The following is a 26,915-nucleotide window of genomic DNA, read 5'->3' on the forward strand; positions in this document are numbered from 1 at the left end:
GCCGAGAGTGATGGTCCTGATGTTGCGCGGTCCGAATATTGATCAGATGTTCAAGGTCCTTGCTTGCGCTGTTGCGACGGCATCAATGGCCATGGCCGGCGTCGCCAATGCCGACGAATCGGCTTTTTTAAAAACACTTGCGGGAAGTTGGAACGGCAAGGGGACGGTGAAAGTGCGGACAAACGCACCCGTCATGAAAGTCACTTGCCAGTTTAAGTCGGATACGAATGCGAGGTCCCTTTCGCTCAACGGGCGCTGCACCAGCCTCATGGTTTTTTCCCGAGTCATCAGCGCCAACCTCAAGGCCAGCGGCGACAGATACACGGGCTCCTATGTCGGCGCAGGGAGCGGCACCGCGGGACTTGGCGGGAGGCGTAACGGTGATGCCATAAACCTCGCAATAAAATGGGCGAAAGAGGTAAATGGCGATCGACGAGCGCAGATGACGATCGAAAAGGTTGGGGCGTCCGGCATGCGCCTCACGACAGTCGACACCGACCCAGCGACGGGTCGATCGGTCGTTACGAGCCGCATTGAGCTTCGTCGAAGCTGATGCGTCTCTACGTTTAAATTTGCGCTGGCTAATGCAGGTTGATAGACGAGCGGCGGTGCTATAGTTTCGCCTTCGCAAATCGACGCACGATACAAGGAATGGTTATCTTATGCCGACAGGTACGGTTAAATTCTTCAATGACGACAAGGGCTTCGGCTTTATTACCCCGGAAGACGGCGGACAGGACGTGTTCGTGCACGTGTCTGCGTTGCAACGCGGCGGTTCGCTCCGCGAAGGTGACAAGGTCAGCTTCGAGGTCGGACAGGATCGCAAGACCGGAAAATCGAAGGCTGAGAACGTCTCGACCATCTGATCGAAAATCGAAGATCGCCCAGCCCGCCTTGAGCGGGTTGGGCTCCTCGTCACGATTCACAGGCGCGAATGCCTGGTTGCCATAAGCCGTCACGACGGCGATCGAGGTTATGCCTGTCGTTTGGGGTACCCAGGACGGCAAGAACGTTTCATGCATTCACCTCTGACAAATGCGAGGCGCTATTTACGCCTCTGATAGAATGCTCTCGGCCGCCTTCTCGGCAATCATGATCACCGGCGAGTTGATGTGCTCGAGACGGTCGTCGACATGATCGCGGCATCGACTATCCGCAGCTTCGCCAGCCCGTGACAACATTCGTTAACGGAGGACGCCGGCTTCTTCCGCCGCGACTTTGAATGCCAATGCGGCCGCAGATGAATCGGCTCGCCCGTCGACGGCATCCGTGCAGATCCTCTTCGCGACGGCAAAGGATGCTGCTTTCTTGCCCGGCCAACAGGTCATGAGATAGGCGAGCGCGTCCCTGCTGTTGCGGATACTCTTAAGGTGGTCGCCATCCCCAATGATGACCTCAACGGGCTCGTCCCAAAAATCATGGCGCATCGACAGCTCCTCAGCTCTTTCGGCTATCGGCTGAACGTCATCTGCGCCGGCTCGTTCCGGCATAGGGCTTTGGTCTTATATGGCCCGGGGTCACAGCGGCACGAGTGGAGCGATCTCTCATCGCATTCGCAGCGACCGTGCGCCGAACGGGGCTCGGCACACGATTGCCAGGGGGCAGCAGCCCGCCGTCAGACCAGACCCGGCACAACGAACACCAGCCAGGCGACGATCGGGCCGATGATCGCGATCAGCGCGCTGTAGATCAGCAACTGTCGCAGCACCTGCTCTCGCCTGTCATCCGGCGCATTGGCGACGACAAGCGCGCCGTTGGTGGAAAATGGGCTGGTATCGACGATCGTCGTCGAGATGGCGATTGCCGCAACCACCCCGATGGCGCTGACGTGCCCCTGCAGGAGGAATGGAACGGCGAGCGGGATGATCGCGCCGAGCAGCGCGGTCGAGGAGGCAAAGGCCGAGACGATGGCGCCTGTAAAGCAAAGGAGGAGCGCCACCAGCAGCGGCATGCCGAGACTCGATATGCCGTTCGCCACGTAATCGACCGTCCCGGCCTTCTCCATGACGCCGACATAGGTGATGATGCCGGCAATCAGCAGCACCGTCGACCAGCTGACCTTGTCGATTGCCGCCTTCTGGGTCTTCGGTGACAAGAGCGCGAGGGCGACAGCCACCGTCATCGCCACGAGGCCGACGTTGAACTTGAAAACCAGGGCGCCGATGCCGAGCGCCGTCAGGCCGATCAAGGTGGTAATTCTCTCATTGTTGAGACGCAACGTCGACGCGGTATCGGCCGCCGTTCCATAGGCATGTTCCCTGATCGGTTTTGCCGGCGTGCCGCCGTGACCTCTGATCGACGCCGATACGCCCTCGGGATGGAGTTCGGGCAAGGGGCCAAGCGATGCCGGATCTTGCTTCATCACCTTTGCGCCGCCGAAAATGAAGAAAACCAGCACGGCGATCGCCAGATTGAAAAAGAAGCTGGAGAGAAACAGTGAGGTCGGCGCAAAAGGCAGGCCGGCCTTCGCAACGATCTGGTTGGTGATACCGCCATAGATGCTGATCGGCGAGAAGCCGCCCGCCTGCGCGCCGTGGATCACCATCAGGCCCATCATGACCGGGTGAATGCGGTACTGCACGGCAAAGCTCAAGGCGACGGGTGCGAGAATGGCGACCGCGGCGGGACCGAGAGCACCGAACCCGGTAATGACGGCGGCGACCAGGAACATCACCCAGGGAATCAAACCGATACGCCCGCGCACCAGGCGGACGGCACATTCGACGAGCCAGTCGATCGTGCCGTTGATCTGCGCTATGGCGAAGAGGTAGGTGACGGCGACGAGCGTCAGGAACAGATCACTCGGAAAGCCGGCAAATATATCGTTGGTTTTCATGCCGATGATCAGAGAGCCGAGCACGAAGGCGCCGGCAAAGGCGAGCGCACCCATGTTGATCGGCTGGATCGTCGCAATGACGAACATAGCGACCAGCAGGCCTATGGCCAGTAATTCAATACCCATGATTCCCCTCCCTCCGACGCCTCCAGCGCCGTAGCTGTTGTGTTCAAGATCGATGCGGGACGTCGCTACACCCTCCTCCCAGAGGGCGTGGCCGCCTCAGAGGGGTTCAGTTTTTCATGGAAACGCAGAACCGCTCTAAGTTTTTGTTATTACACAATTCCCGGCAAAAGCGCTTCGCGCTTTGCCTGGAATTGCTCTAGGTCCTTGTGTAAAGATCGGCGTATTGCTGCCGCAGGATGTTTTTCTGAACCTTGCCCATCGTGTTGCGCGGCAAGTCCTCGGCGAAGATGATGCGTTTAGGTTGTTTATAGCGCGCGAGACGGCCCTGGAGGGCGTTGACGATGGTCTTTTCATCGAGGACGGAGCCGGGCTTGCAGACGACGACGGCCGTTACGCCTTCTCCGAAATCGGGATGTGGCACGCCGATGACGGCGCTCTCGACCACACCCTGGATCTGGTCGATCTCGCCCTCGACCTCCTTCGGATAGATGTTGTATCCACCCGAAATCACCAGATCCTTGCCGCGACCGACGATGTGGATATAGCCGTCCCGGTCGATCTTGCCGAGATCGCCGCTGATGAAGAAACCGTCGGCGGTGAATTCGGCCGCGGTCTTTTCCGGCATGCGCCAATAACCTTTGAAGACGTTCGGCCCCTTGATCTCGATCATGCCCGTTTCCTCAGGCGGCAGCTCGAGCCCGGTGGCGGGATCGGTGACGCGCACCGTCACATCAGGCAGCGGGAAGCCGACCGTTCCGGCAATGCGTTTCCCCTCATAAGGGTTTGACGTGTTCATATTGGTTTCCGTCATGCCGTAACGCTCGAGAATGGCGTGACCGGTGCGGGCCTGGAACTCGGTATGGGTTTCGGCAAGCAGGGGCGCCGAACCGGAAATGAACAGGCGGATGTTGGCAACGACCTCTCTGTCGAGGTGCGGGCTTTGCAGGAGGCGCACGTAGAAGGTCGGCACGCCCATCAGCATCGTTGCCTCAGGCATCAGCGCAACGACCTCGTCGGCGTCGAATTTCGACAGCAGGAACATCGAGGCGCCGGCGAGCAGCGTGACATTCGTGGCGACGAACAGCCCATGCGTGTGGAAGATGGGCAAGGCATGGATCAGCCGATCACCGGCGGTAACGCGCCAATAGTCTCGCAAGGTCAGGGCGTTCGAGAGCAGGTTCCCATGGGTGAGCATCGCCCCCTTGGAACGTCCCGTCGTTCCCGAGGTGTAGAGGATCGCAGCCAGATCATCGGCAGCGCGCGAGGCGTCGACAAAGTCGGCCGGCTCATCACGGGCGAGATCCAGCAACGAGCCGCTGCCATCGGCATCGAGCGTTTCGACGATCGCGCCGTGAGGCTTGGCGATCGTCTCCACGCCTTCCCGAGCAGCCGACGCGACAACCACCAAACGCGGCTCCGCATCGCCGATGAAGTAATCGAGTTCAGCCAGCGTATAGGCGGTGTTGAGCGGCAGGTAGACCGCGCCGGTCCGAAGACAGGCGAGATAGAGGATCAATGCCTCGGCACTTTTCTCGACTTGCACCGCCACCCGATCGCCGGGGCGAATGCCGAGCGTATCCATCGCGCCGGCAAGGCGGCCGGAAAGAGCGAAGGCGTCGTCATAGGTCCATGTGCGGGTGCTATTGATGCGGATGAACGGTGCGTCACCGGGCGCAGCCGCCCGCATGGCGTCAAAAAGATGGTTGCTCACTTTCGCCCTCCTCCAAGCGTTGAGTTCACTATCTGTGCGAATGGCCGGGAGCCTTGCTGGCCATTGCCGCTGCGGCGGCTTTCGTCATTCTGGTTGAGCAGGCTTTTGACCGCAGGCGAGGCAATCACTTCACCGCGCTGCGCGAGAGCCTCGTGGTTGGCCACGATATCGTCGAGCTTGTAGAGGTAGTTGACCATCAGGCCGTGGGCCTGCTGCATCGCCTTGGCCGAGCGGTCGCCGAGAAAATTCAGTCTTTCCAGTCGAGCGCCGTTGCCGAGATGGAAGCGGGCGACGGGGTCGACGGGGCGGCCCTCCGGCGTCCGCTCGGTCAGGAAATAGCGCGCCGCCAGCGGCAGCAATACGCGCTCCACTTCGGCCGCGCTGCTCTCATTGTTTGGCCAGTTCGGATCGTCCAGCAAGATCAGCGTCTGGCGGGCCGCTTCGGGCAAGAAGCTTTCGGCGGTCGAGGCGCGCGCCTTGGCAAGCCAACGGGCAAAGCCCGGCACCGGCGACAGCGTCACGAAATTCTTCAGGCCGGGCAGGTCCCTGCGCAGGTCGTCGACGACCTGCTTGATTAGGAAGTTGCCGAACGAGATTCCGCGCAGGCCATCCTGGCAGTTGGAGATCGAATAGAAAACGGCCGTCGTCGCCTCGTCGGCATTGATCTGCTCCCTCCCCTCGACGAGCACGTCTCCGATCGCGCTCGGCACCGATCGTGTCAGCGCCACCTCGACGAACACCAGCGGCTCGTCGGCCAGCCGGGGATGGAAGAAGGCAAAGCATCGGCGGTCGGCCGGCGCCAAACGACGGCGCAACTCCTCCCAGCCGGCGATCTCGTGCACGGCCTCGTATTTGATGATCTTTTCAAGGATATAAGCCGGCGTCGACCAGTCGATCGGGCGCAGCGTCAGGAAGCCCCGATTGAACCAGGAGCCGAACAGATGGGTAAAGTCGGCATCAAGCGCGTGATAACCTTCGGATTGGTCTTTGGAAGCAAGCAGTTGCTGGCGCATCCGGACGAGTTTGGCGGTGCCGTTCGGCGCGTGGTTCAATCGGCGCAGGAGTTCCTGTCGCCGCGGCTCGGCTGCCTGGTGAAGGGCAATGACCGCGGCAGAGCTTTTATCGGTGCGGTAGTTATCGATCGCCTGGTCGAGCCTGGCCGTGTCGGGTCCGAACTTTTCATGCAGCATATCGAGGAATGTTTGCGCGCCTTCGCTTTCGAGCGCCTCCCAGCGATCGAGGATTTCGGCCGCAAGCGCCATGCCCGAGGCTTCGCCCCGGCTCGACAGCAGCATTTCACAGAGTGTCTGGAGATCGGCCTTGGCTGCTACCTGGGTGGCGCGCGCGCCGGAAAACAGCAGCTGGCGTCCGCGATCGGTGATGCTCTGCAGCATGTCGGTGAAGAAGGAAGCCTCAGACATGCCATTCTCCTCTCTTCTGCCGGTCTCTTCGGTTGGGCCGGCTCGGTGCGGACCGTTTTTGACGGCGGCTTCCCATCGTCGGGTTTCACCGGTAGTATGTAGAATGCCACTCTTCGTACACGGGGTCAACCATCGTGTATACAAGAGTTGTGTTTATGTATGAAGGAAGAGAGACGAATGTCCGAAAATGCAGGCCGATGGCTTCGGGATGAGATTGAAAATTCAATCCTTTCCAACGAGTTCTCCCCCGGTGAGCGGCTCGACGAAATGGTGCTTGCGACGCGTTTCGGGGTCTCCCGCACACCGGTGCGCGAGGCACTGATGCAGCTCGATGCGATCGGCCTTATCGAAATTCGGCCGCGCAGAGGCGCTGTCGTTATCGATCCGGGGCCGCACCGCGTCTATGAGATGTTCGAGGTGATGGCCGAGCTGGAGGGCCTGGCCGGATCGCTCGCCGCACGACGGCTGGACAAGACCTCCCGGGAAGCGATCACGGCCACCCACAGCCGCTGCGAGCAATCGGCCGCTGCCGGCGACAGCGACGCCTATTATTACGACAATGAGGAGTTCCATAAGGCCATCTACGCAGCCGGCCGCAGCGAATTCCTCGAGGAGCAATGTGTGCAATTGCACCGGCGCCTACGGCCTTACCGCCGCCTCCAGCTGCGCGTGCGCAACCGCCTGTCGACCTCCTTCTCGGAACATTGCGCCATCGTCGACGCGATCTTTGCCGGAGACGGCGATGAAGCCCGTCGCCTGCTGCGGACGCATGTCGGCATTCAGGGAGAGAGGTTCAGCGATCTGGTCGCCAGCATGGCAACCAGATGAATTTCGGTAGGCGACAATACCGCGCATTCGACAGCTGGTGCTGACGATCGGTCTCCGCGCGATTTGAGGGCAAGCGCTTCCAACTGACCATTGACATTGGAAGCGTTAAGGCCGAAGCCGCACTCGGCCGCGCATGCGCGGCCGCTTCGCGAGGATACTCAGAGATGAAGACCAAGGCGGCGATAGCCAATGCCGGAAACCTGATCATAACAGGTGTCGTGCTGATGCTGCTCGGCGATCTGCTCTTTGCGCTGAACGATGCGATGGGCAAGTGGCTGGTCGCAAGCTTTGCCGTCGGCCAGGTGCTGGTGATCCGCTCGGTCGGCGCTTTCATTGTGCTAGGCCCCATGATCGTGCGGCAAGGGCCGATGGCCTTGTTCCACGTCGAGCAGAAAGGCCTGCAGTTCATACGTGTTTTCATGGCGACTGGCGATGTCGCGCTGTTTTACGCCGCCGTCGCCTATCTGCCGCTCGCAGACGTCATGACCTTCTATATGGCCGGGCCGATCTACATTGCGGCGCTCTCACATTTCTTTCTCGGAGAAAAAATCGGCTGGCGGCGTTGGCTGGCTGTTCTGATCGGCTTCGCAGGCGTCGTCATCGCGCTGCGTCCGTCTACCGCAATGCTGTCGCTTCCATCGCTCTTCGGCCTTGCGGGCAGCCTTTCCTTTGGGCTGTCGCTGGTCATGAGCCGCTATCTGCGCTCGACCAGCGATACGACGCTCGTGACATGGCAGACGGTTGCCGCCCTCCTCACCGGCATCGTCTTGAGCGTCGGCCACTGGCAGCCGGCAAAGCTCGTCGACTGGTCCGGCATGCTGCTGCTCGGCATCATCGCCACCTGCGCACATCTGCTCATCACGCGCTCGCTGAAGCTCGCACCGGCATCGCTGCTCGCGCCGCTGCAATATACGCTGCTGCTCTGGGCAATCATCCTCGGCTATATCTTCTTCAATGATGTTCCCGATGCGCAGATCATTGTCGGTGCGGCAATTATCGTCGTCGCCGGGCTCTTCATCTTCCACCGGAAGAACCTGAAAGAGACGGTCCCGGCTGAGGCCGTCCCGCCCGACGGCCATTGAAGCCACGGCGCTGGCACGCGGCTGGCGGGCATTTCGGCGGCAGATTACGTCAATGATCGCTCAAGCGTTGAATCCTAGCCCTCATTACCCGGCGGCGGCTCCCAGCCGAAGACGCTGCGCCCGCCGAAATCGGCGGATTGGCGGAATTCGCCGGCGACGATTTCCTTGAGGTCGGGGCCGGTCACGTAGCGTTCCATCTGCCTGGATTGGTCGTCCAGGCGCCGCAGCGCCTGCAACTCCTCTTCCCGTCCGAGCTTGCCCTTCTGCACCGCCGATTTCATCACGGCGATGGTCTCGTCATAGACCTTGAGCGGCACCGGAAAGGGATGGCGGTCCTTGCCGCCATGGGCGATCGAGAAGCGTGCCGGATCGGAAAAGCGGCAAGGTGCGCCGTGGACGACTTCCGCCACCATCGCCAGCGCCTTCACCGTGCGGGCGCCGACGCCTGGAACGAGCAGCAGCTCTTGGAAATCCGCCGGTCCGCGATCGGCTGCCGCGGCCAGATTTCCATGTAGGCGGCGCATATTGACGTCGCTCTCACGGACGTCGTGATGGGCCGGCATGATCAGGTGCGGCAGCATCGGCTGCTCGGCGGGTTCCGGCGCCGGCTCTTCCGCACGCAGCAGTGCGGCGGCCTCGCGGATGATCCGGTCGGGACCGAGCGTCGCCAGCAGATCGAGTTGGCCGCGCCGCGAGCGCTCGGCCCGCTTGTCGGCAAGGTTGACGATCTCGCCCTGGCTCCTGCCCTCGATTGCCGCATGCGGTGAATCGACGAAACTCTCCAGCCCTTCCGACAGCCAGTGATAGCGCCGGGCCTGCCGCTTGTCGCCGTTCATACCCTGCTGCACCACCACCCAATGGCCGTCGTCGGCGACGATGAAGCCGTGGAGATAAAGGTCGAATCCGTCCTGGAGTGCGGCGCTGTCGACTTTGGCGATAAGACGGCTCGTCGTCGCCAGCCCATCCCCGTCGAGACCGACACGCTCGCCGATCGACAGCAGTTCCTGCGGGGTCTTACGTGAATGCGCGCCGCGGCCGCCGCAGACATGCAGGCCGAGTTCGCCGGCGCGCGGCTTCAGCCCGCGCTTCAGGGCACCGAGAACGCTGGTCGTGATGCCGGAGGAATGCCAGTCCATGCCCATGACCGCACCAAAGGACTGGAACCAGAAGGGATGCGCGAGCCTGCGCAGGAATTCGTCGCGGCCATAGTGATGGACGATCGCCTCGGTGATCAACGTGCCGAGCCGCGTCATCCGGTCGCCGAGCCAATGCGGCACACGTCCCCCGTGAAGGGGAAGATCGGCGCTGCCTGCTCGTTGTGACATCTCGCTCCTTGCACTTTGTATCGCCCATCGTTGCTAGCATGCTCGCCTTGTCCGGCGCGACAGGGAACCCAAAAATATTCCAGACGTTTGCTCTCCCAGTGAGAGGCCGAGGCAATCATGACGACATTCGAAACCATCTTCAATGACCCGAACTTACCCCAGACAAAATCACAACGACCAGGCGATCGCCAAAAACCGGAGAGCGGCGCGTTGCGCCTGAAAGGGAGCGCTGCCAAGGCAGCCTTCCTAATCAACGGCAACAGCTATTTCGCCGAACTGGCGCGCACGCTGCGGCAGGCGCGGCGCACCGTCTGGATCGTCGGGTGGGATTTCAATCCCGACATCCGGATGGAGCCGGAAAAATCCGACGAAACATTGGCCGACATCCTGCACGCCTTGGCAGCGGCAAATCCCGAGCTCGAAATACGCATCCTCATCTGGACGCTCGGGCCGATCTATTCGGAAAAGTCCCTGCAGGTGCTGCGAAAAAAGACCTTTCCCAGGAATGCGCGGATCGATCTGCGCTTCGAGCTTCAACCGACCTTACGCGGCTGCCACCATCAGAAACTCGTCTGCATCGACGATGCCGTCGCCTTTATCGGCGGCATTGACCTGACGTCGCGGCGATGGGATACAAGACGCCATCGCGCCGTGGAGAAACTGCGGCGCGATCCCGAGGGCGTTTCCTACGATCCGCTGCATGACGTCCAGGCAATGGTCACCGGCGACGCCGCCAGGCTGATCGGCGATATCGCAAGGCAGCGCTGGGAAAACGCCACCGGCGAAAGCCACCTGCCGCTTGCAGACAAGATCGCCTTTGCCTGGCCCGACGATCTCGCCATTTCCATGAGGGAGATCCCGGTCAGCTTCGCGCTGACGGAGCCCTCGACCGCTTTTCGCCCCGGCATCAGCGACGGCATCGCCATGACATTGGACGTCATCGCCCGGGCGCGGCGGCTGCTTTACATCGAGGCGCAATATCTCGCCTCCTTCCGCGTCGCGAACGCCATTGCCGCGCGGCTGCAGGAGGAAGACGGTCCCGAGGTCGTCATCATCTGTACGCGCAGCTCTCACGGATTGATCGAAAAGCTGGTCATGGGCGGCAATCGCGACCGCGTCATCCGCCGTCTCAAGCGAGCGGATCGCGCCGACCGTCTGCGCGTCTATTATGCCGTCGTGCCTAGGCCAACCGTGCCCGGGCCAGTCGCGCCTGGAGAGGGCGCCGAGGTGGAAGTGCTCGTCCATTCCAAACTGTTGATCGCCGATGACGAACTGGTGCGCATCGGCTCCTCCAACCTCAACAATCGCTCGGAAGGGCTGGATTGCGAATGCGACATGCTGTTCGAAGCCGGCAACGACGAACACCGCAGGGCGATCGCTGATCTGCGCAATCGCCTGCTGTCGGAATATCTCGGAACCACCTCCGAACGCTTTGCCGCAGCCTTTGCGCAAAGCGCCTCGGTCATCGAAGCGGTCGGCGCGCTTAATGACGGGCCTCGGGGCTTGCGGGAATTCGCCGTCGAACTGTCGGGCAGCATCTCGCCGATTTCAGGCACCGCGCTCTTCGACCCGGTTCGACCCTTCGCGCCCTTAGACCGACTGGGCCTCGGCGCGCTCGTCCGCCTCCTCATCCGCCCCGCGTGATCTCCGCCGAAAGATCACCTCGCTGATGACGAGAAGCGTAGAGCCGAGCGCCAGCGGAATGAAGAAATAAGCGCACCGGAACGCAATCAGCGCGCCGATCGACGCTTCCTTCGGCACGGCATAGGAGACGGTCGCCTCGAGCACGCCGAGACCGCCCGGCACGTGGGTTGCGAGGATTGCCGAATTGGCGAGCACGTAAGCCGTCACCGACCGGAAGAAGGCGACGTCGCCGAAGGCCGAAAGCATCTGGTGCAGGCAGGCGGACACAAGCGTGAAGTTGACTGTCCCCACCCCGATCTGCCCGACCGCGATCGAAAATCGCGGCAGCTGAAACGACCAGCGCCACAGCCGCAACGTGCCGCGGATGAAAAACGCCAGGCCCGCATAGACAACCGGCACGATCAGCGCTACCGCGCCGAAGATGCGCACACTTCCCGGATCGATGCGCAGCAGGCGGCCGGCATCGCCGGGATTGACGATCATGGCGAGACCGCCAAGCGTCATCAGCCCCAACCCTACCGTGACGCCGCAAAACAGGATGATCTTCGCCACGTCCTCCGCCGCCAGCCCCCAGCGCGAATAGAAACGATAGCGGAAGGCGCCGCTGCTCAGGCCGGCAAAGCCGATATTGTGGCCGAGCGAAAGACTGATGAACGAAGCCAGCGCGATCTTTCGATAAGGCAAGGACTTGCCGAGTGAACGGATCGCCAGGAGATCGAAGCAGCCGAGGCAGAGATAGGATGCCGCGGCAAAGAGAAGCGCCATGCAGAAAGTCGAAAAAGGGATGCTCCGAACCGACTGGACGATCTGCTCCAGGCTGTACTGTTGAAATATGCGATAGAGAAGAAAGATCGCAAGACAAAGGGCGGCTACCAGCAGTCCATTCCAGATTATGCTTTTCAAGTTCATCGATCATCCATTCCGAGGTGCGAGCGCCATGCGCGATTATCCGGAACGATCAAACGAGTTCTGTGTTCCCCCGGGGAGGAACAGTTCGCTGCCCCCGGAAACGCGTTCTAAGTTGGAGCGAACGAGCTTTCAGCAGGTCTATGCCGGATAAATCGATCAAACTCCTGACCTATAACGTGCACAGCTGCATCGGCAGCGACCGGAAGCTCGATCCCGGCCGCATCGCTTCCGTCATTGCCGAAGCTGGGGCCGATATCGTGGCACTTCAGGAGGTCGATGTCTCGAGGCGCAGGACCGGCGGCGTCGATCAGGCGCATGCGATCGCATCGCTTTTGAGGATGCAGGCGCATTTCCATCCGGCCTTGTCGATCGCCGAAGAGCAGTATGGCGATGCGATCATCACCGCACTGCCGACAGGCGCGGTGAAGGCCGGCCCACTGCCGTCGATCGGGGAACAGCGCGGCGCCCTTTCCGTCGAAATCATGCTCGGCGACAGGAAGTTGCTTGTCGTCAACACCCATCTCGGTCTTCGCGGGCGTGAGCGCATCCGGCAGATGACGACGCTGTTGAATACGGGCTGGCTGCGCGGGACGACGGACGAGCCGCTTCCAAGCATTCTCTGCGGCGATTTCAACGCCATTCCGTCATCGGCGACCTACCGGCTTGCCGCGCGGTCTTTGAAGGACGCCCAGCTCACAGGCACCACCGCGCCGAGAGCGACCTTTCCCGCCCGTTATCCCCTGATGCGCCTCGACCACATCTTCGTCACCGACGATCTCATCGTCAAAAGAGCGGACGTCCTGGAAAACCGACTGACGAGGGTCGCCTCGGACCACCTCCCTCTGCTTGCGGAAATCGACTTCGCCTGATCACCGATGTCGTGCTCGCTCTGACATCCGCTTGAAAAACGGCATTCGCCAGCCCCCGCACGACATCGAAACGAATATTTCACGAATAATGTGATATGGAATGTTCATTCCGCAGATGCATCATGTGTCCGAGCGGGGGATGGATGTGTAGTCGGTTCGAGCGGATCAGGACTTTCACTCGAAATCGAGCGTTCTCCCTGTGGGGAGAGGAGGGGTTGATGTTGGGTAGGCTGTTGTCACGTGTGCGCATCCAGACGCAGGTGATGGTATTCATCGTTCCATTCATCTTGAGCATCATGGCCGTCGGTGCGACGGGCCTTTATGCATCGAGCCTGCTTCAAGGGCGGATGGATATCTCCAACTCCGTCCTGCAGTCCCTGAGCGGCTTTCGCAACCTGTCTGCCGCGATGGCCGAATTCCTTGCCAATGCCACGCAGGAAAACCGGGACCTTGTCACCGCAAAGCTTGCCGATCAGCGCAGCCTTTTGAGGTCCAGCCTCGACCGGCTTGCGGCGGATCGCAGCGGCCAGCAGGAGCTGGAACAGACGCTGTCTTCCATCGACGGAATTTCCGCGCGCATGGACTCGCTGTGGCAGCTTCAGGAGAGCCGGGCCGCACTCCTCGCCGATCTCCAGAAGGCGCAGAGCGCCGTTGTCTCCTCCCAGACCGATATCGTCGAAGGCGCCAAGGTTCTCCAGCGTGCTGCCGACATGAAGGAAGATGAGGCCCGCAATACGCTTGGCGATGCACAGCGCATATCGGACTTCGCGTCCTTCGCCCAATCGTTGAACGACAAGGCGCAAGCCGCAGGCCCGATCGGCAGCCCCGACATGGAGGAGCTTGTCCGGCAGCAGCGCATCGTCGGAATGGCGCTTGGCGGCGAGGCACCGGAGGCCAAAAAGACGATCGACGACGCCATTGCTTCCCTGAAGCCGCTTGTCGAAGCCGGCCAGACCGAGGAGCGCGCCGCCGGCCTCAAGGATGCGACGAGCCGCATCATCGGCAGGCTGCCCGAATTGCAGGCGGTCGCCGCACGGCGGCTGAAGGCGGTAACGGACAAGGCGGCCGAGACCGCCAAAACGGTCGAGCGCGCCAAGACCAGCCAGAGAGACGGCCAGAAACTGACAACCTCGGCATATGTGATTCAGATCGTGATGGCGAAGCTGACGCTGGCGCCGACCGATGCCAATCTCCAGCGGCTTTCGCAGGAAATCACCGCGGTCAGGAAGGGGCTGGACACCTTGATCTCCAATGCCGGCGGCGTTGCGCAATTCGACAACCTCAAGCCGAAGCTGCTGCCGGCAATAGATAAGATGCAGAAAGCGGCCACCGACCTCGTCCACGTCAGCGGGCAGCGCCAGGACGAATTCCGTGCCGCCGCCGCCGATGTCGACCGGATGTGGTCTCAGCTGACGGCTTTCGCCGAGATGCAGCGGCAGAATGCGGCCGCGGAACGCACCGACGCCAATTCCATGTCGCTCGGCACGACGATCCTCGGCGTGATGATCGCAATCCTCGCCGGGATCGGGCTGACCGTCACGCTCAAGGGCCCGATCAACCAGATCACCTCGGCCATGCGGCGGCTCGCCGACGGCAAGCTCGAAACGTCGATCGTCGGTGATAACAGGGCCGACGAAATCGGCGACATGGCGCGTGCGCTCGGGGTCTTCAAGAACAATGCCATCGCCAAAGTCGAAATCGAGGAGCGCAGCGAGATCGAGCGGACAAAGGCCGAGGAGGAACGGCATCGCAATGACGCGGAAAAACGCGCGGTCGAACACCAGATAGACTTTGCCGTAACGGCGCTGGCCGAGGGCCTCGGGCGCCTGGCGCGAGGCGATATTTCGCAGACGATCGCAACGCCCTTCTTCGGCCGGCTTGAGCAGCTTCGCAACGATTTCAATTCGTCGCTGCTTCGCCTGCAGGAAACAATCGACCAGATCCGTACCAATACCCGCATGATCGAAGGAAATGCCGGTCAGATGGATCTATCCGCAAGCAACCTTGCAAAACGCACCGAACAGCAGGCCGTCGCACTGGAAGAGATCGCCGCGGCCATCGAGGAGATCACCACCACGGTTCGTTCGTCAGCGCTCTGTGCCGACGATGCCCGCCAGATCATCACCGATACCAAACAGACGGCCGATTCCTCATCCGAGGTCGTTGCCAGCGCTATCGACGCGATGGGCAAGATCGAAGCGGCTTCCGACGAGATCGTGCAGATCATCGATGTCATCGATGAGATCGCCTTCCAGACGAACCTGCTCGCGCTCAACGCCGGCATCGAAGCGGCCCGCGCCGGCGAGGCCGGAAAGGGCTTTGCGGTCGTGGCCCAGGAGGTTCGCGACCTCGCCCAGCGCTCCGCCGTGGCCGGCCAGCGGATCAAACAGCTCATCGGTCGCTCGCGGGCCGAGATTACCAATGGGGCGCGTGTCGTGCGCGAAACGAGCGAAGTCCTTGAAAGCATTTCCGCAAAAGTGGTCACCGCATCCGAGCAGATGGACGTCATCGCCCGCTCGAGCAGGGAGCAGTACAACGCGCTGCACGAAGTCAATTCCTCGGTGAACCGGATGGACCAGATGACGCAGCAGAACGCGGCCATGGTCGAGGAAACGAGCGCGGCGACGAAGGAACTTGCCGACGAGACGAGGACGCTCCTGCAACTCATCGACCAATTCCAGCTGGATGGAACGGACGCGCAACGCGTCGCCGCTGCTTAAAAGCGTCGGCCGCTCCGTATCGCAGCGCCCGGGCTGACGATGCGCGGCGCGCGTCAGTGGCGGCTGTAGAGCGGCGGCATCACCTCTTCGTCCGCAAGCTCCGGGTAGAGATGCCTGCGCACCCGGTCGAGTGCCTCCGCCTCCCTGCGGTTCCGTTCCAGGAGAACGGCGGTGACGTCCTTATAGGGCGCACCGTCCGACAAGGCGACGCGGACGGTTCCACCCTGCGAGAGGAAGTCGCAGAACGACCGTACCGAGCGAAGACGCGTCGTAATCTCGACGTAGCGGTCGTCATGTCCAGCCATGTTCGTCTCCCTTCCGGATGTAAGATGTCACTAATATTTCGGCGAGAAGATGGCGCCCGCTTCATGGCGATTCCGGACCGCATCGGTCGAATAGGGATGCGGATGCAATCAACAATTAAAGCATCTCGTCCGAGAATCCCCCAGGTCGTCCGGCATCATCCTCTGGCCAATTTCCGATTCATCACAGCAACGACCAAGGGCATTGCGGTCGTCGCTACGGTCCCCAGAGGTAGCCGCCGGACACCCCTCGTGACGAGGAATGTTGCCGCCATTGCGCCTGCCAGCTTGAGCCAGGGCTGGGCGCCAAGCTGCGCATGAGCGCTTGCATCGGCCCACCGGACATTCTCCGCAACAACGGTCGCCGCCTGACGTTGGATCACGTGAAGGCGAGCACGGAGGTTTTCGAGCTCTTCTCTCAGATCTCGCAGACGGCTTTCCAGCGCATGATCGTTGGAGACCAGGCGGGCGGCATCGACGAGACCTTCAACTGGGACATGCCCCCCGAGCGTCGCAATATATGCCCGATATTCGGCCTCGCTCGCGAAACCCTCACGCCTGATCAGATCGGGATTGGCGTTCGCTTCTTCGAAAACAGCCTGTGCCGTGCCGGCATTTTCGCGCATATCCTTGTTCGTGTCGATGTTCCCGAGTTCATCCTTGAACATGATGCATCTCCAGTTGTTCCTGGCGATAGAACGTTCGACGGCTCAGAAGGATGCATCCGGGAACGAAACCGCGTCGTCCGTTTCCTGGAATTGCTCTAATCATAGAGCTCGCCGTGACCAATCTGCTCCTGCCTGGCAGACACGTCGCTGATGACAGGATCGTCGGCCGGATCGGGATCTTTGTTGTTGGCATCACTCAGAAACTGCGCAGCCTTCAGCAGCGCCGCGGCTATCTCTCCGGTTGCCCATCCGGCTTCATTGGCGGCTGCAATCAGCCTTTCCAAAGCGTCGCGCGCGGCATCGGTCGCCTCTTCAAAGCGCTGCGCGGGAGCTTCGGTTGTCGGCGGTGGAAAGGTCATCGGCGTTCCTCCATGGCTCTGGCTATTGGAGATGAACGCAGCCCGCGGGAAATGGATGCACACTCACGCCGATTTAACGAACGGATGCCTTGTCCGCGCGACACAGACAGGGGTTCGTCGACGACCTTCCCGGGTCAGATGACCGTCTGCAACAGAAACGGGGAGCGCTCCAGAGGACGCTGCGCGAGAATCCTCAGCATCGCGGGGCCTTGTATGCCGCTCGTCGTTGTTGAGCGGCCGTCGTGATAGACCACCGTCATGACCCGGCTGAGGCTATCGTACCTGATCTGTGCGATCGTGCGTGTGTGAACCGGAAAGATGAATTCGTGGGGCTGAGATTTTGGCCCGGAGGTCTTCGAGGTCATCGTGATGCCCCGGCGAAACAATAGCAGGATTGACCGGGCCGTCCCCAACTCCGGACAAGCATGATAGTCAGCAGCACATCCCTCATCGCGTGTCTCCAATACGCTTGAAAATCGATCAAACAATAGGGCGGCCAGTTCCGGCAATCGCACCGGCGGCCCAGAGACCTCGGCCTCACCCCAACGACGCCGATCAAGCACATATTGTTTCCATGGTCGCGTGACATCGGCGTGACACGCAGATCGCGGCTCGAAACCCCGACCGACGGACGGTCTTCGTGCAGTGTCAGCTCCCTGGAACGGGATGATTTAGGCAGGTTCGGCCTAAAATCTGTTTCCTGTTTCAACCGAAGAGTCTGAACAGGATGTCGCTCTAAAACTGCTTAGAGGCGACGGCAGTCCATCAATGCAATGTTCCTCGCATCTCGTAGGCCCGGGCGGCCTCCGGCCAGCAATCAACGGCGCGTGCGAGCGACCGAATGGCTTCGTCCACGACGAAAACCGCATCGCCGAGCCGTTCGATCTCGTGGTCGAGCTCGTATACCTCGATCTCGTCAAGGCCTTCACTGTCCTGCAGCCGCCTGCTTGCCTCGAGCAGGCGCTCCGTGCGCCCAACAATATCAAGAGCGTTTCGTATGATGGTGTCGAGCATGCAGTTGCCCTCCCTTTGATGATCAAGTGTCGGGCATAAACGGGATGCTGACAATCCTGAAATCTTGTCAGATGCGCGCGCGGATCTTGTCGTAGAGATCCGTCAACCCCCGCAGCACTGATTGATGGCGATGGCGCGACGAGGCGCGGCGTGCAGCGAAGGCGAGCGCACCCGCAGCAGCCGCAACGAGGAGGATCGTCGAGGCCGCATAGAGCTTCACCGCCGCTTCTGTCTGCCGCATTGCCTCCCCGGCACCTCCCTTTACCGATCGGGCGGCAGTGAGGACTTGCTTCTGGAGTGCGTCGATTTGCTGTCGCAGCGTGTTCAACTCCTCATGCAAACCGTGATGAGGCTGCCGGGGAATGCCGACGGAGGCCGTGACGATATCGATGACGGCTTTCGGCACCGGCTCGCCAATCTTGGCGCCTTTGGTGTCGAGTGTCGTCGTCCCAGTGCTCTTGCGTCGCGGCATGATCAATTCTCCTTCCCAGGGCATGTCCGTTTTTCTCGGAGTTTTACGCAATTCGGCGCGCAAAACCGCTCCCGCACTTTTTGCTGGCTCTAGTCGTCGTCGAGCGAGAAGATCGGCCGGTAATGGCGCTCGGCGATCAGCAAGCTCCGGTCGGGCCGAATGATGTAAATCTCCTCGACCTCGCGTCCCCATTGATCTGTGAAAGTGTGCGGGAAGGACGAGCCCACGGGCGATTTCGTCAGCTTCGTGCGAGGCTGACCATTATACGTGATGCTGCCGGGAATCGGGGCCAGTCCCGCCGATGAGTAATTGCCTGCGCCGGTCGTGCAGGCCGTCAGCGCAACGGCGAAAACCAGCCCAAATCCCATGCTCCGCCTCATCGAACCCTCCAGCTGCTCCGTCCTTCACGCGTCACTGATTTTATCGCCAGATTAACAGAGGACGACAGACATTGTTCCAGAATTCGGCTGGAGGCCGGCACAGAACGCCCGGAAGGCCATCGCGTAGTTCAACCGGCAAAGGAGAGGCCATCACTCTGTCAGGCCAGCCGCAGCGCGTGTCTCACGCGACGACATCTGGAATAGGCAAGCCCAGGATCTCGGCATGGTGACGGAGCTTCGCCCAAGCCATGTCACCGACCGGAACTCCCTCTTCCAACGCCGCGCGGCGCCTTCGTGCCGCGCTGTCACCCGGCATGCGGACCGGGCCATTGTTCCAGGGCGCGGGAGGGTTGCTGCGGCATGCAGTGGCGAGAAAATCGGACTGCGCCGTAAAGGCATCCAGCCCGGCGAAAAAGCCAGGGTCGATAACCTGGATAAAGGCGCTTTGCGAAAAGACGCCAGGCGGCGCGTTCGCCCGTCCCTTGCCGGAAAGCCCCTGCCCCAGCAATTCGACGATCAGCCCGAGCCCAAAGCCCTTGTGTCCCTTCAGCCGGCCACCGAGAGGCATCATCGTGCCGGCACGTTCGGTCACCTCGCGCGGATCATCAGTCGGCTCGCCCGCGGCAGTGAAAGCCCAGGCCTCCGGAAATCTCTTGCCGGCTTTCGCCAGGTTTTGCGTCATCGTCGTCGTGGTGATCGAGGCCGAGACGTCGATCAGGATCGGATCCTTAGACGTCGGGAAGCCGGCCGCCATCGGGTTCGGCGTCAGGAGCGGCTTCGTGCCGCCATAGGGCGCGACACGGCTTGCAGCGGGATGCGAGACCGATAGCTGCACGATCAGGCCCCGTTCGGTCACCTGCCGCATGAAGGCCGAAAGAGCGCAGGTATGGTGGCAGTTGCGGATCGCGCCGGTGACGACGCCATGATCGCCTACGCGTTCGCAGGCCTGCTCGATCGCCTTGGTCAGCAGCCATGCGCCGGGTAAGGATTTGCCGTCCCACACAAAGGCTGCGCCGCGATCATTGACGACCTCATAGCTACCCGACTTCGCCAGAGAACCGTCTTCCAACGCCTCGACATACCAGTTCAAGAGGCCGACGCCATGGGTGTCATGGCCGATCATGTCGCCCTCCACCAGCACGGCGGCAGTGGTTTCCGCCTTGTCGGGCTCCATGCCGGCGCGGGTCAATATCTGCTTGGCGAATTGGGTCAGGGCAACGCGGTCAATCAGGGGCATAGGCATCCATCCGTCCTGTCGTGGAAAGCGCGGGCCATCGACGGGCGGTCCGCGCTTAAATCCGCAAACCAGCTTACTTGAAGCGGATCTGCGACAGCTGCAGTTCGGAATTCGTCGCGATCGTCGGCTTGAAGTCGAGACGCGGGGAAACGCGGGTGAAACCGACCATGTGAAACATCGGAATATCAGCGATGATCTCAGTGTTCACCTTGGCGAAAAGCTCCTTCCAGAGTTTTGTGCGCTCGTCGCCGGTGGCAGACGTCGCCTTGGCGATCAGGGCGTCGACAGCGGGATCCCGGACCATGGAGTGGGAGCCTTCGGTCGCATATTTCACGAATGCGGTGAAGACGGGATCGCCGGTCGCATTATCGTGCTGCGACTGGGTCAGCGTCGGACCGGAATCGGTGACGAAAGGTGCAACGAAATAGCCGTTCCACACGGAAACATCATACATGTCGAGTTTCACGTTCAAGCCGGCTTCCTGAAGCATTGCCATCATCGCTTCCATCGCTTCGGTGGCGTTGGGATATTGCCCGTTGCGGCCGATGATGCGGATCTCCTGATCGACCGCGACACCGTCAGCTTTCGCCGCCTTGACCAATTCCTTCGCTTTTTCGGGATCATAGGGCCAGGCGGGGATATCGGCATTGTAGCCGATCGTTGTGGGCACGACGAGCTGTGTCGCGATCTTTGCCTGTTCTGGGAACAGCGTTCCAAGCATTGCCTGACGATCGATGGCGAGGTTCATCGCTTCGCGGATGCGCCGGTCGTTAAGCGGTGCTGCCCGCGTATCGATGCGCAGCGATGTCGTCTCCGAATTCGGATAGGCGAAATCGGTTTGCTTGCTGGTGGCATCCTGTACGGATACGGCCGGAACGATATCGGCTTCTCCGGCATGGACCATGGCGGCAGCGACCGCGCTGTCGGAGCGGAACAGATAGGTCGCCTGTTCCACCTGCGGCTTCTCGCCCCAATAATCCGGATTGCGCTTCAGCACGATCGACTGGCCGATCTCCCATTTGTCGAACGTATAGGGGCCGGTGCCAATCGGCTTGCGGGTGAATTCGTCGGCCGGTGTCGCCTCGGCCGATTCCACAGCCATCACCGTCATCAGAAGCGGAAGAATCGGCTGCGCCGGTTTTGTCGTAATCCGGATCGTGTTGGCATCCGGCGTTTCGAAGCTGAACTCCGTGCCACCGAAATATTTACCGCCGGTCTCACAGCTGAGCTTCTTGTTCTTGTTACGCTCGATCGTGAACTGGACATCCCTCGCGGTGAACGGCTTGCCATCGTGCCATTTAACATTCGGGCGCAGCTTGAACTCCCAGGTGTCGTCATCGATTTTCGACCATTCCGTCGCCAGGCGGGGTTTGAGGCCGCCATTGACGTAGTCGAATTCCACCAGCATCTCGTTGACGTTTTCAGAAATAACCCGGCCGACGTCCTGGCGTGCCGCCATGCAGGGCTCGACGACATCGACGGTTTCGGCAAGCACGACGGTGACGTTGCTCTTGGCATCCTCAGCGTGAACCGAGCCGGCGCTCAGCGCGAGGACCGTGGTTGAAAAGCAGGCAGCTAGCAAATGCAGTTTCATTTCGTTCTCCTCCCATGCGCCGTTGGCGCTCCTCAAGCAAGTCTTCCTCTTATTTCAGCTGGTCCGGCACTCGCCTCCTCTTTGCGAGGGCCGATCCGTCGGGGCAATCAATTTGGCACTCCTCGGTTTCAGTTGCGCAGGTCTTCGGGCAACAGGCCGGCGGGGAAATTCTGGTAGGCAACCGGGCGCAGAAACCTGCGGATCGACATGGTCCCGACGCTGGTCGCGCCGAAATTGGTCGAGGCCGGATGGGGTCCGCCATGCACCATGGAATCGACAACCTCGACGCCGGTCGGGAAGCCGTTGACCAGCAATCTGCCCGCCTTCCTTTCGAGGATCGGCAGCAGATCGTGGGCAAGGCCAAGATCGGCGTCGTCCATATGGATCGTCGCCGTCAGCTGTCCTTGGAAGCTCTCGGCAAGCGCAACCATCTCTTCAGGCGAGCCAACGCGCACGACGAGGCCAAGAGGGCCGAACACCTCTTCGCTGAGCGAGTGATCGGCAAGCCAGGCCGAGCCATTGGTTTCGAACAGGTTGGGGGCTGCGTCGCGACCTGCGCTCTCTACAGCAAGAACCGGCGCAACTGCATTGCTTGCCCGCATCCGGTCGACACCCTCGTGATAGGCGGCGGCAATGCCTTTGGTCAGCATCGTCTGTGGCGCCACCTTTTCCAGCGCCGATTTGGCGGCACTGGTGAACCTGTCCGCCTCCGGCCCATCGACGACGACGGCAATACCGGGTTTGGTGCAAAACTGGCCGGCGCCAAGCGTCAGTGAGCCGGCCCAGCCTGAACCGATCGTCTCCGCCCGAGCAGCGGCCGCGGCCGGCAGCAGAAACATCGGATTGACGCTGCCGAGTTCACCGAAAAAGGGAATCGGCTCCGGGCGCTGGGCGCAAAGGTCGAAGAGCGCACGGCCGCCGACAAGCGATCCGGTAAAGCCGACGGCCTTGATGGCGGGATGCGTCACCAGAGCCGTTCCGACGTCGCGGCGCCCACCCTGGATCAGGCTGAAGACGCCGGCCGGCATTCCAGCGCGTTCGATCGCAGCTGCAATCGCTTCGGCAATGATCTCACCTGTGCCGGGATGGGCGGAATGTCCCTTCACCACGACCGGGCAGCCCGCCGCAAGCGCGGCCGCCGTATCGCCGCCGGCCGTCGAGAATGCGAGCGGAAAATTCGAGGCTCCGAAGACTGCGACAGGGCCGATCGGCCGTTGCACCAGACGGATCTCGGGCCGCGGCGCCGGTTGCCGATCGGGTTGGGCCGCATCGATGCGGGCGTCAAGATGCGCGCCCTTGCGGATATGATCGGCAAACAGCCTGAGCTGGCCGGTGGTGCGCCCGCGTTCACCGTTGAGACGGCCTTCCGGAAGCCCGGTTTCCTCAGTTCCGATAAGAGTGACGGCCTCGCCGCGCTTGTCGATCTCCTCGGCGATTACCTCAAGGAAAATGGCGCGCTCCTCGCGTGTCGTTGCCGAAAATGCTGCAAAAGCAGCTTCGGCAGCGCGGCAGGCGCGGTCGACCAGTTCCGTTGTGCCGACAGCAAAGTCATGTGCCGGCCCACGCGCCGGCTCGGACTGAAAGGTCGTCGTCCCCGCAATCCACTCGCCGGCGATGAAATGCTTGCCTGAAGGGGTCCAGCTCATTGTTATTCTCCTCGGCGGAGCCTCGCTCCGTCCTGATGCGTGAAGTGTTGTTCGAGATGCACCGCCTTAGCGGCCATTCACCTTCCGCCATTCGGCAAAGAGCGTCAGATTGCTTTCGTCGGTGGCCGGGTAGAGGCCAATGATCGTGTGACCTTGCTTGACGCGCTCGGTGACGAAATCCTCGTAGGCGGTCATCTCGACCGCTTCGTCAGCGATCTCGTCGGCGATCTCAGCCGGGATGACGATCACGCTGTCGTCGTCGCCAACCATGATGTCGCCCGGGAAGACTGCCACATCCCCGCAACCGATTGGCACGTTGATGTCGATTGCCTCGTGGAGCGTGAGATTGGTCGGGCTGGAGGGACGATTATGATAGGCGGGAATCTCCAGACCGCCGATCGTCATGGCGTCCCGGAAGCCGCCATCGGTGACGACGCCGGCCCCGCCGCGCATCATCAGACGGGTAATCAGGATGTCGCCGGCGGAGGCGGCGCGCGGATCCTTGCGGCTGTCCATCACCAGAACATGGCCTTCGGGGCACGTCTCGATGGCAAGCCGTTGCGGATGTTTCGGGTTGCGAAAGACATTCATCGCATTGCGGTCCTCGCGCGCCGGCATGTAACGCAGCGTGAAGGCCGGCCCGACCATATTGCGGCCCTTCGGCTGCACCGGCCGGACATCCTGGACCGTCTGGTTTCTAAGACCGCGCTTGAACAGTGCCGAACAGAGCGTCGCGACAGAGACACCCATCAGCTTTTCTCGGGTTGCGGGGTTCATATTTCCTTCTCCTCGTTCAAATTCAGGCGCCGAAGCTGCGCGTTTCCACGGTCCAGTCACGGGCTTTACCCGTCAGGCTGCAGCCAAGCCCCGGACGCGCCGGCACGATCATCCGGCCGTCCTTGATGTCGAGTTGCTCGTTGAACAGCGGCGCCAGCCAATCGAAATGCTCCACCCACGGCTCATGCGCATAGGCGGCCGCCAGATGCAGATGGATTTCCATGGCGAAATGCGGCGCCAGGCGCATGCGTTTCGCCTCGGCGTGTGTGCAGATGCGCAGAAAGGGGGTGATGCCGCCGACCCTCGGCGCATCCGGCTGAATGAAGTCGACCGCATCGGCCCGGATCAGCGCCATGTGCTCGTCGGCGCTTGCCAGCATTTCGCCGGTGGCGATCGGCGTGGCGAGTTCGCGTGCCAGTGCCGCATGGCCCTCGGCATCATAGGCATCGAGCGGCTCTTCGATCCATTCGAGATTGAGCGGCTCGACCAGCCGGCCGAAGCGCAACGCCGTCGTGCGGTCCCATTGCTGGTTTGCATCGACCATCAGCGGGACACGGCCATCGATATGGCTGGTCACGGCATCAAGCCGGCGAAGGTCGATCATCGGGTCCGGCTGTCCGACCTTGATCTTGATACCGCCGATACCCGCGGCGATCGAGTGATCGATGGCAGCGCGGATTTCCTCGACGCTCGATGACAGGAAGCCACCGGAGGTATTGTAGCAGGCGACACTGTCGCGATGGGCGCCCAGCAGTTTGGCAAGCGGCAGGCCGGCGCGTTTCGCCTTCAGATCCCAGAGACAGATGTCGATGGCGGCGATTGCCTGCGTCGCAATGCCGGAGCGGCCGACCGAGGCCCCGGCCCAGCAGAGCTTGTCCCAGATGCGTGCGGTATCGTTGGGATCTTCGCCGATCAGGTTGTCGGCAAGCTCGCAGGCATGTGCATAAAGCGCAGGTCCACCTGCCCGCTTCGAGTAACTGAAGCCGAGACCGCTGTGGCCAGCCTCGGAGACGATCTCGCAAAATAGAAAGGCCACCTGCGTCAGCGGCTTTTGCCGGCCTGTCAACACCTTGGCATCGCTGATCGGCCGCGCCAAAGGCAGGTAGACGAGCGACAGGGTGACCGATCGGATGGCGTCCAGCTTGGACGGACCGGCAACGAAGCCAGCCTTGGGAGGCTGTGCGGGAATCGTACGTCGATCGGGATCAAACATCGTCGTGCCTCAGTTGATGGCCGGTTCCGGCGTCTTGCCACCGAATTCCGTCGTCAGGAAATCAAAGTCGCAGCCCTTGTCGGCCTGCTCGATATGGCGGGAGAACATGAAACCATAACCGCGCTCGTAATGCCGCGTGGGCGCCACCCAGGCGGCCCGCCGCGCCGCGATCTCCTCTTCGGAAACCTGCATGTTGAGGCTGCGTGCCGGAATATCGAGCTCTACCATGTCCCCCGTTCGCAGCAGAGCCAGGGGGCCGCCGACATAAGATTCCGGTGCGACATGCAGCACGCAGGCGCCGAAACTGGTTCCGGACATGCGGGCGTCCGAGATGCGCACCATGTCGCGCAGGCCGAGCTTCAACAGCGCCTTCGGCATCGGGATCATGCCCCATTCCGGCATGCCGGGGCCGCCCTGGGGGCCGGCATTGCGCAGCACGAGCACAGTGTCCGGCGTCAGCGGATAATCGGGATCATCGATGATCTTCTTCATCTCCGCATAGCTGTCGGCGACCAATGCCGGACCACGATGGCGATGGAATTTCGGATCGCAGGCCGCTGGTTTGATCACCGCGCCATCGGGACACAGGTTCCCCTTGAGCACGGCCAGCGAACCTTCGTGATAGACCGGGTTCGACAATGGCCGGATAACGTCGTCATTGTAGATCTTCACGTGGTCGAGACCGTCCACCAGGGGTTTTCCGGTGACGGTCATCGCGGTGGGATCCAGTCTGTCGCCGAGCTGCTTCATCAGTGCACGCAAGCCGCCCGCGTAAAAGAAGTCCTCCATCAGGTAGATCGAACCGGAGGGCCGGATGTTGGCAAGAACCGGCGTTGTGCGACCAATGCGATCGAGATCATCAAGCTCCAACGGGACGCCGGCGCGGCGCGCCATGGCGATCAGGTGAATGATCGCATTGGTGGAACAGCCGGTCGCCATGGCGACCGTGACGGCATTGTCGACGGCGGCCGGTGTGATGATCCGGTCCGGCGTCAGGTCCTCCCACACCATGTCGACGATGCGGCGGCCACAGGCCGCCGACATGCGCTGGTGATTGGCGTCGGCTGCCGGAATCGAGGATGCGCCGGGCAGCGTCAATCCCATAGCCTCTGCGATCGCCGTCATCGTCGAGGCCGTGCCCATGGTCATGCAATGGCCGTAGCTGCGGGCAATCCCGCCTTCGATGCCCTGCCACTCCTCCTTGGTGATCGTGCCGGCACGCCGCTCGTCCCAGTATTTGAAACCGTCGGTCCCCGACCCCAAAGTCTTGCCGGCATAATTGCCGCGAAGCATCGGGCCGGCGGGAAGATAGATGAAGGGAATGCCCATGCTGACGGCCCCCATGACGAGGCCCGGCGTGGTCTTGTCGCAACCGCCCATCAGAACGGCGCCATCGACAGGATGGCTCCGCAACAGTTCCTCGGTCTCCATCGCCAGCATATTACGATAGAGCATAGTGGTCGGCTTGACGAAGTTTTCGGAAAGGGAAAGCGCCGGCAGCTCCATAGGGAAGCCGCCCGATTGAAGAATTCCCCGCTTCACCCATTCGGCGCGTTCGCGGAAATGCATGTGGCACGGCTGGGCATCGGACCAGGTGTTGATCACGGCAATGATCGGCTTTCCCTGCCAATCCTCCGGCGCATAGCCCATCTGCATGGTCCGCGACCGGTGACCGAACGAGCGCTGATCATCCGGCAGCATCCATCGGGCCGACCGCAGTTGCTCGTAGGTTTTCTCAGCGGCCACGGCTCTCTCCTAGTTTTTTACCTGTTCACCTGCTTA

The 26,915-nt window shown here is 61.5% G+C and carries 26 protein-coding genes; 7 read left to right on the top strand and 19 right to left on the bottom strand.

Going from position 1 to position 26,915, the window contains the following annotated elements; translation table 11 throughout:
* Positions 1–10: 10 nt before the first annotated feature.
* Together QMO82_RS05610 and QMO82_RS05615 are read left to right on the top strand one after the other, a co-directional pair.
* Positions 11–553: a hypothetical protein gene (locus QMO82_RS05610; protein WP_246718363.1), complete on the top strand. Its 543-nt coding sequence runs from the start codon at positions 11–13 to the stop codon at positions 551–553.
* 109 nt (positions 554–662) lie between these two features.
* On the top strand, positions 663–866 hold the full coding sequence (locus QMO82_RS05615) for a cold-shock protein (RefSeq protein WP_097618628.1): 204 nt from the start codon (positions 663–665) through the stop codon (positions 864–866).
* A gap of 318 nt (positions 867–1,184) precedes the next feature.
* Here QMO82_RS05615 and QMO82_RS05620 read toward each other — a convergent pair whose 3' ends face one another.
* The 4 genes from QMO82_RS05620 to QMO82_RS05635 form a co-directional block, all read right to left on the bottom strand.
* Positions 1,185–1,427: a DUF982 domain-containing protein gene (locus QMO82_RS05620; protein ID WP_183609180.1), complete on the bottom strand. Its 243-nt coding sequence runs from the start codon at positions 1,425–1,427 to the stop codon at positions 1,185–1,187.
* 188 nt (positions 1,428–1,615) lie between these two features.
* Positions 1,616–2,962, bottom strand: coding sequence for an SLC13 family permease (locus tag QMO82_RS05625; RefSeq protein ID WP_183609181.1), 1,347 nt, complete (start codon positions 2,960–2,962; stop codon positions 1,616–1,618).
* 196 nt (positions 2,963–3,158) lie between these two features.
* Entirely contained in the window at positions 3,159–4,673 is a 1,515-nt protein-coding gene (locus tag QMO82_RS05630) for a malonyl-CoA synthase (protein ID WP_183609182.1), read from the bottom strand.
* Positions 4,670–6,094: a malonyl-CoA decarboxylase gene (locus QMO82_RS05635; protein ID WP_183609183.1), complete on the bottom strand. Its 1,425-nt coding sequence runs from the start codon at positions 6,092–6,094 to the stop codon at positions 4,670–4,672. Before QMO82_RS05635 ends, QMO82_RS05630 begins: the two co-directional genes overlap by 4 nt.
* A 177-nt stretch (positions 6,095–6,271) precedes the next feature.
* On the opposite strand from QMO82_RS05635, the gene QMO82_RS05640 reads away from it, so the two are divergent.
* Complete coding sequence (locus QMO82_RS05640) at positions 6,272–6,922, top strand: GntR family transcriptional regulator (protein ID WP_183609184.1); 651 nt, start codon at positions 6,272–6,274, stop codon at positions 6,920–6,922.
* 164 nt (positions 6,923–7,086) lie between these two features.
* Complete coding sequence (locus QMO82_RS05645) at positions 7,087–8,004, top strand: DMT family transporter (protein WP_183609185.1); 918 nt, start codon at positions 7,087–7,089, stop codon at positions 8,002–8,004.
* 74 nt (positions 8,005–8,078) lie between these two features.
* Here QMO82_RS05645 and QMO82_RS05650 read toward each other — a convergent pair whose 3' ends face one another.
* Positions 8,079–9,329, bottom strand: coding sequence for a DUF763 domain-containing protein (locus QMO82_RS05650; protein ID WP_183609186.1), 1,251 nt, complete (start codon positions 9,327–9,329; stop codon positions 8,079–8,081).
* A 117-nt stretch (positions 9,330–9,446) separates the two neighbouring features.
* Here QMO82_RS05650 and QMO82_RS05655 point away from each other — a divergent pair, with 117 nt between their 5' ends.
* Complete coding sequence (locus QMO82_RS05655) at positions 9,447–10,973, top strand: phospholipase D-like domain-containing protein (protein WP_183609187.1); 1,527 nt, start codon at positions 9,447–9,449, stop codon at positions 10,971–10,973.
* Here the strand turns inward: QMO82_RS05655 and QMO82_RS05660 are convergent.
* On the bottom strand, positions 10,920–11,882 hold the full coding sequence (locus QMO82_RS05660; protein ID WP_183609188.1) for a lysylphosphatidylglycerol synthase domain-containing protein: 963 nt from the start codon (positions 11,880–11,882) through the stop codon (positions 10,920–10,922). The genes QMO82_RS05655 and QMO82_RS05660 overlap by 54 nt on opposite strands.
* A gap of 140 nt (positions 11,883–12,022) precedes the next feature.
* On the opposite strand from QMO82_RS05660, the gene QMO82_RS05665 reads away from it, so the two are divergent.
* The gene (locus QMO82_RS05665; protein WP_183609189.1) at positions 12,023–12,751 is read left to right on the top strand and encodes an endonuclease/exonuclease/phosphatase family protein; all 729 of its coding nucleotides are present in this window, start codon (positions 12,023–12,025) and stop codon (positions 12,749–12,751) included.
* 218 nt (positions 12,752–12,969) lie between these two features.
* A complete protein-coding gene (locus QMO82_RS05670) occupies positions 12,970–15,471 on the top strand; it encodes a methyl-accepting chemotaxis protein (RefSeq protein ID WP_183609190.1) in 2,502 nt (833 codons plus the stop codon).
* Between the two features lie 53 nt (positions 15,472–15,524).
* On the opposite strand, the gene QMO82_RS05675 is transcribed toward QMO82_RS05670, so the two are convergent.
* The 13 genes from QMO82_RS05675 to araD all read right to left on the bottom strand — a co-directional run bounded on the left by QMO82_RS05675 (position 15,525) and on the right by araD (position 26,879).
* A complete protein-coding gene (locus QMO82_RS05675) occupies positions 15,525–15,776 on the bottom strand; it encodes a hypothetical protein (RefSeq protein WP_183609191.1) in 252 nt (83 codons plus the stop codon).
* Between the two features lie 155 nt (positions 15,777–15,931).
* Positions 15,932–16,441 carry a hypothetical protein gene (locus QMO82_RS05680; protein ID WP_183609192.1) on the bottom strand — a complete coding sequence of 170 codons (510 nt, stop codon included), beginning with the start codon at positions 16,439–16,441 and terminating at the stop codon, positions 15,932–15,934.
* A gap of 95 nt (positions 16,442–16,536) precedes the next feature.
* Positions 16,537–16,800 (bottom strand): hypothetical protein, encoded by a 264-nt coding sequence (locus QMO82_RS05685; protein WP_183609193.1) that lies wholly within the window; start codon positions 16,798–16,800, stop codon positions 16,537–16,539.
* Positions 16,801–16,934: 134 nt separating this feature from the next.
* On the bottom strand, positions 16,935–17,165 hold the full coding sequence (locus QMO82_RS05690) for a hypothetical protein (RefSeq protein WP_183609194.1): 231 nt from the start codon (positions 17,163–17,165) through the stop codon (positions 16,935–16,937).
* Between the two features lie 400 nt (positions 17,166–17,565).
* Entirely contained in the window at positions 17,566–17,814 is a 249-nt protein-coding gene (locus QMO82_RS05695; protein ID WP_183609195.1) for a hypothetical protein, read from the bottom strand.
* Positions 17,815–17,881: 67 nt separating this feature from the next.
* Positions 17,882–18,286, bottom strand: coding sequence for a hypothetical protein (locus tag QMO82_RS05700; RefSeq protein WP_183609196.1), 405 nt, complete (start codon positions 18,284–18,286; stop codon positions 17,882–17,884).
* Between the two features lie 89 nt (positions 18,287–18,375).
* Positions 18,376–18,666 (bottom strand): hypothetical protein, encoded by a 291-nt coding sequence (locus QMO82_RS05705; protein WP_183609197.1) that lies wholly within the window; start codon positions 18,664–18,666, stop codon positions 18,376–18,378.
* Positions 18,667–18,847: 181 nt separating this feature from the next.
* Positions 18,848–19,909 carry an Ldh family oxidoreductase gene (locus QMO82_RS05710; protein ID WP_183609198.1) on the bottom strand — a complete coding sequence of 354 codons (1,062 nt, stop codon included), beginning with the start codon at positions 19,907–19,909 and terminating at the stop codon, positions 18,848–18,850.
* Positions 19,910–19,976: 67 nt separating this feature from the next.
* Complete coding sequence (locus QMO82_RS05715) at positions 19,977–21,497, bottom strand: ABC transporter substrate-binding protein (RefSeq protein ID WP_183609199.1); 1,521 nt, start codon at positions 21,495–21,497, stop codon at positions 19,977–19,979.
* 128 nt (positions 21,498–21,625) lie between these two features.
* Complete coding sequence (locus QMO82_RS05720; RefSeq protein WP_183609200.1) at positions 21,626–23,143, bottom strand: aldehyde dehydrogenase (NADP(+)); 1,518 nt, start codon at positions 23,141–23,143, stop codon at positions 21,626–21,628.
* Positions 23,144–23,209: 66 nt separating this feature from the next.
* Positions 23,210–23,920, bottom strand: coding sequence for a ribonuclease activity regulator RraA (locus tag QMO82_RS05725; protein WP_183609201.1), 711 nt, complete (start codon positions 23,918–23,920; stop codon positions 23,210–23,212).
* Between the two features lie 22 nt (positions 23,921–23,942).
* Positions 23,943–25,133: a mandelate racemase/muconate lactonizing enzyme family protein gene (locus tag QMO82_RS05730; protein ID WP_183609202.1), complete on the bottom strand. Its 1,191-nt coding sequence runs from the start codon at positions 25,131–25,133 to the stop codon at positions 23,943–23,945.
* Positions 25,134–25,142: 9 nt separating this feature from the next.
* Positions 25,143–26,879, bottom strand: coding sequence for an L-arabinonate dehydratase (gene araD, locus QMO82_RS05735; protein WP_183609203.1), 1,737 nt, complete (start codon positions 26,877–26,879; stop codon positions 25,143–25,145).
* Between the last annotated feature and the right edge of the window lie 36 nt (positions 26,880–26,915).

The sequence above is a fragment of the Rhizobium sp. BT04 genome (assembly GCF_030053135.1).
In the GTDB taxonomy this organism is placed as follows: Bacteria; Pseudomonadota; Alphaproteobacteria; order Rhizobiales; family Rhizobiaceae; genus Rhizobium; species Rhizobium binxianense.

What these genes read in the sequence shown, in the direction of transcription:
- QMO82_RS05610 (WP_246718363.1), top strand. Translation starts at nt 11, where the DNA reads ATGGTCCTGATGTTGCGCGGTCCGAATATTGATCAGATGTTCAAGGTC.
- QMO82_RS05615 (WP_097618628.1), top strand. Translation starts at nt 663, where the DNA reads ATGCCGACAGGTACGGTTAAATTCTTCAATGACGACAAGGGCTTCGGC.
- QMO82_RS05620 (WP_183609180.1), bottom strand. Translation starts at nt 1,427, where the DNA reads ATGCGCCATGATTTTTGGGACGAGCCCGTTGAGGTCATCATTGGGGAT.
- QMO82_RS05625 (WP_183609181.1), bottom strand. Translation starts at nt 2,962, where the DNA reads ATGGGTATTGAATTACTGGCCATAGGCCTGCTGGTCGCTATGTTCGTC.
- QMO82_RS05635 (WP_183609183.1), bottom strand. Translation starts at nt 6,094, where the DNA reads ATGTCTGAGGCTTCCTTCTTCACCGACATGCTGCAGAGCATCACCGAT.
- QMO82_RS05640 (WP_183609184.1), top strand. Translation starts at nt 6,272, where the DNA reads ATGTCCGAAAATGCAGGCCGATGGCTTCGGGATGAGATTGAAAATTCA.
- QMO82_RS05645 (WP_183609185.1), top strand. Translation starts at nt 7,087, where the DNA reads ATGAAGACCAAGGCGGCGATAGCCAATGCCGGAAACCTGATCATAACA.
- QMO82_RS05650 (WP_183609186.1), bottom strand. Translation starts at nt 9,329, where the DNA reads ATGTCACAACGAGCAGGCAGCGCCGATCTTCCCCTTCACGGGGGACGT.
- QMO82_RS05655 (WP_183609187.1), top strand. Translation starts at nt 9,447, where the DNA reads ATGACGACATTCGAAACCATCTTCAATGACCCGAACTTACCCCAGACA.
- QMO82_RS05660 (WP_183609188.1), bottom strand. Translation starts at nt 11,882, where the DNA reads ATGAACTTGAAAAGCATAATCTGGAATGGACTGCTGGTAGCCGCCCTT.
- QMO82_RS05665 (WP_183609189.1), top strand. Translation starts at nt 12,023, where the DNA reads ATGCCGGATAAATCGATCAAACTCCTGACCTATAACGTGCACAGCTGC.
- QMO82_RS05670 (WP_183609190.1), top strand. Translation starts at nt 12,970, where the DNA reads ATGTTGGGTAGGCTGTTGTCACGTGTGCGCATCCAGACGCAGGTGATG.
- QMO82_RS05675 (WP_183609191.1), bottom strand. Translation starts at nt 15,776, where the DNA reads ATGGCTGGACATGACGACCGCTACGTCGAGATTACGACGCGTCTTCGC.
- QMO82_RS05680 (WP_183609192.1), bottom strand. Translation starts at nt 16,441, where the DNA reads ATGTTCAAGGATGAACTCGGGAACATCGACACGAACAAGGATATGCGC.
- QMO82_RS05685 (WP_183609193.1), bottom strand. Translation starts at nt 16,800, where the DNA reads ATGACCTTTCCACCGCCGACAACCGAAGCTCCCGCGCAGCGCTTTGAA.
- QMO82_RS05690 (WP_183609194.1), bottom strand. Translation starts at nt 17,165, where the DNA reads ATGACCTCGAAGACCTCCGGGCCAAAATCTCAGCCCCACGAATTCATC.
- QMO82_RS05695 (WP_183609195.1), bottom strand. Translation starts at nt 17,814, where the DNA reads ATGCTCGACACCATCATACGAAACGCTCTTGATATTGTTGGGCGCACG.
- QMO82_RS05700 (WP_183609196.1), bottom strand. Translation starts at nt 18,286, where the DNA reads ATGCCGCGACGCAAGAGCACTGGGACGACGACACTCGACACCAAAGGC.
- QMO82_RS05705 (WP_183609197.1), bottom strand. Translation starts at nt 18,666, where the DNA reads ATGAGGCGGAGCATGGGATTTGGGCTGGTTTTCGCCGTTGCGCTGACG.
- QMO82_RS05710 (WP_183609198.1), bottom strand. Translation starts at nt 19,909, where the DNA reads ATGCCTATGCCCCTGATTGACCGCGTTGCCCTGACCCAATTCGCCAAG.
- QMO82_RS05715 (WP_183609199.1), bottom strand. Translation starts at nt 21,497, where the DNA reads ATGAAACTGCATTTGCTAGCTGCCTGCTTTTCAACCACGGTCCTCGCG.
- QMO82_RS05720 (WP_183609200.1), bottom strand. Translation starts at nt 23,143, where the DNA reads ATGAGCTGGACCCCTTCAGGCAAGCATTTCATCGCCGGCGAGTGGATT.
- QMO82_RS05725 (WP_183609201.1), bottom strand. Translation starts at nt 23,920, where the DNA reads ATGAACCCCGCAACCCGAGAAAAGCTGATGGGTGTCTCTGTCGCGACG.
- QMO82_RS05730 (WP_183609202.1), bottom strand. Translation starts at nt 25,133, where the DNA reads ATGTTTGATCCCGATCGACGTACGATTCCCGCACAGCCTCCCAAGGCT.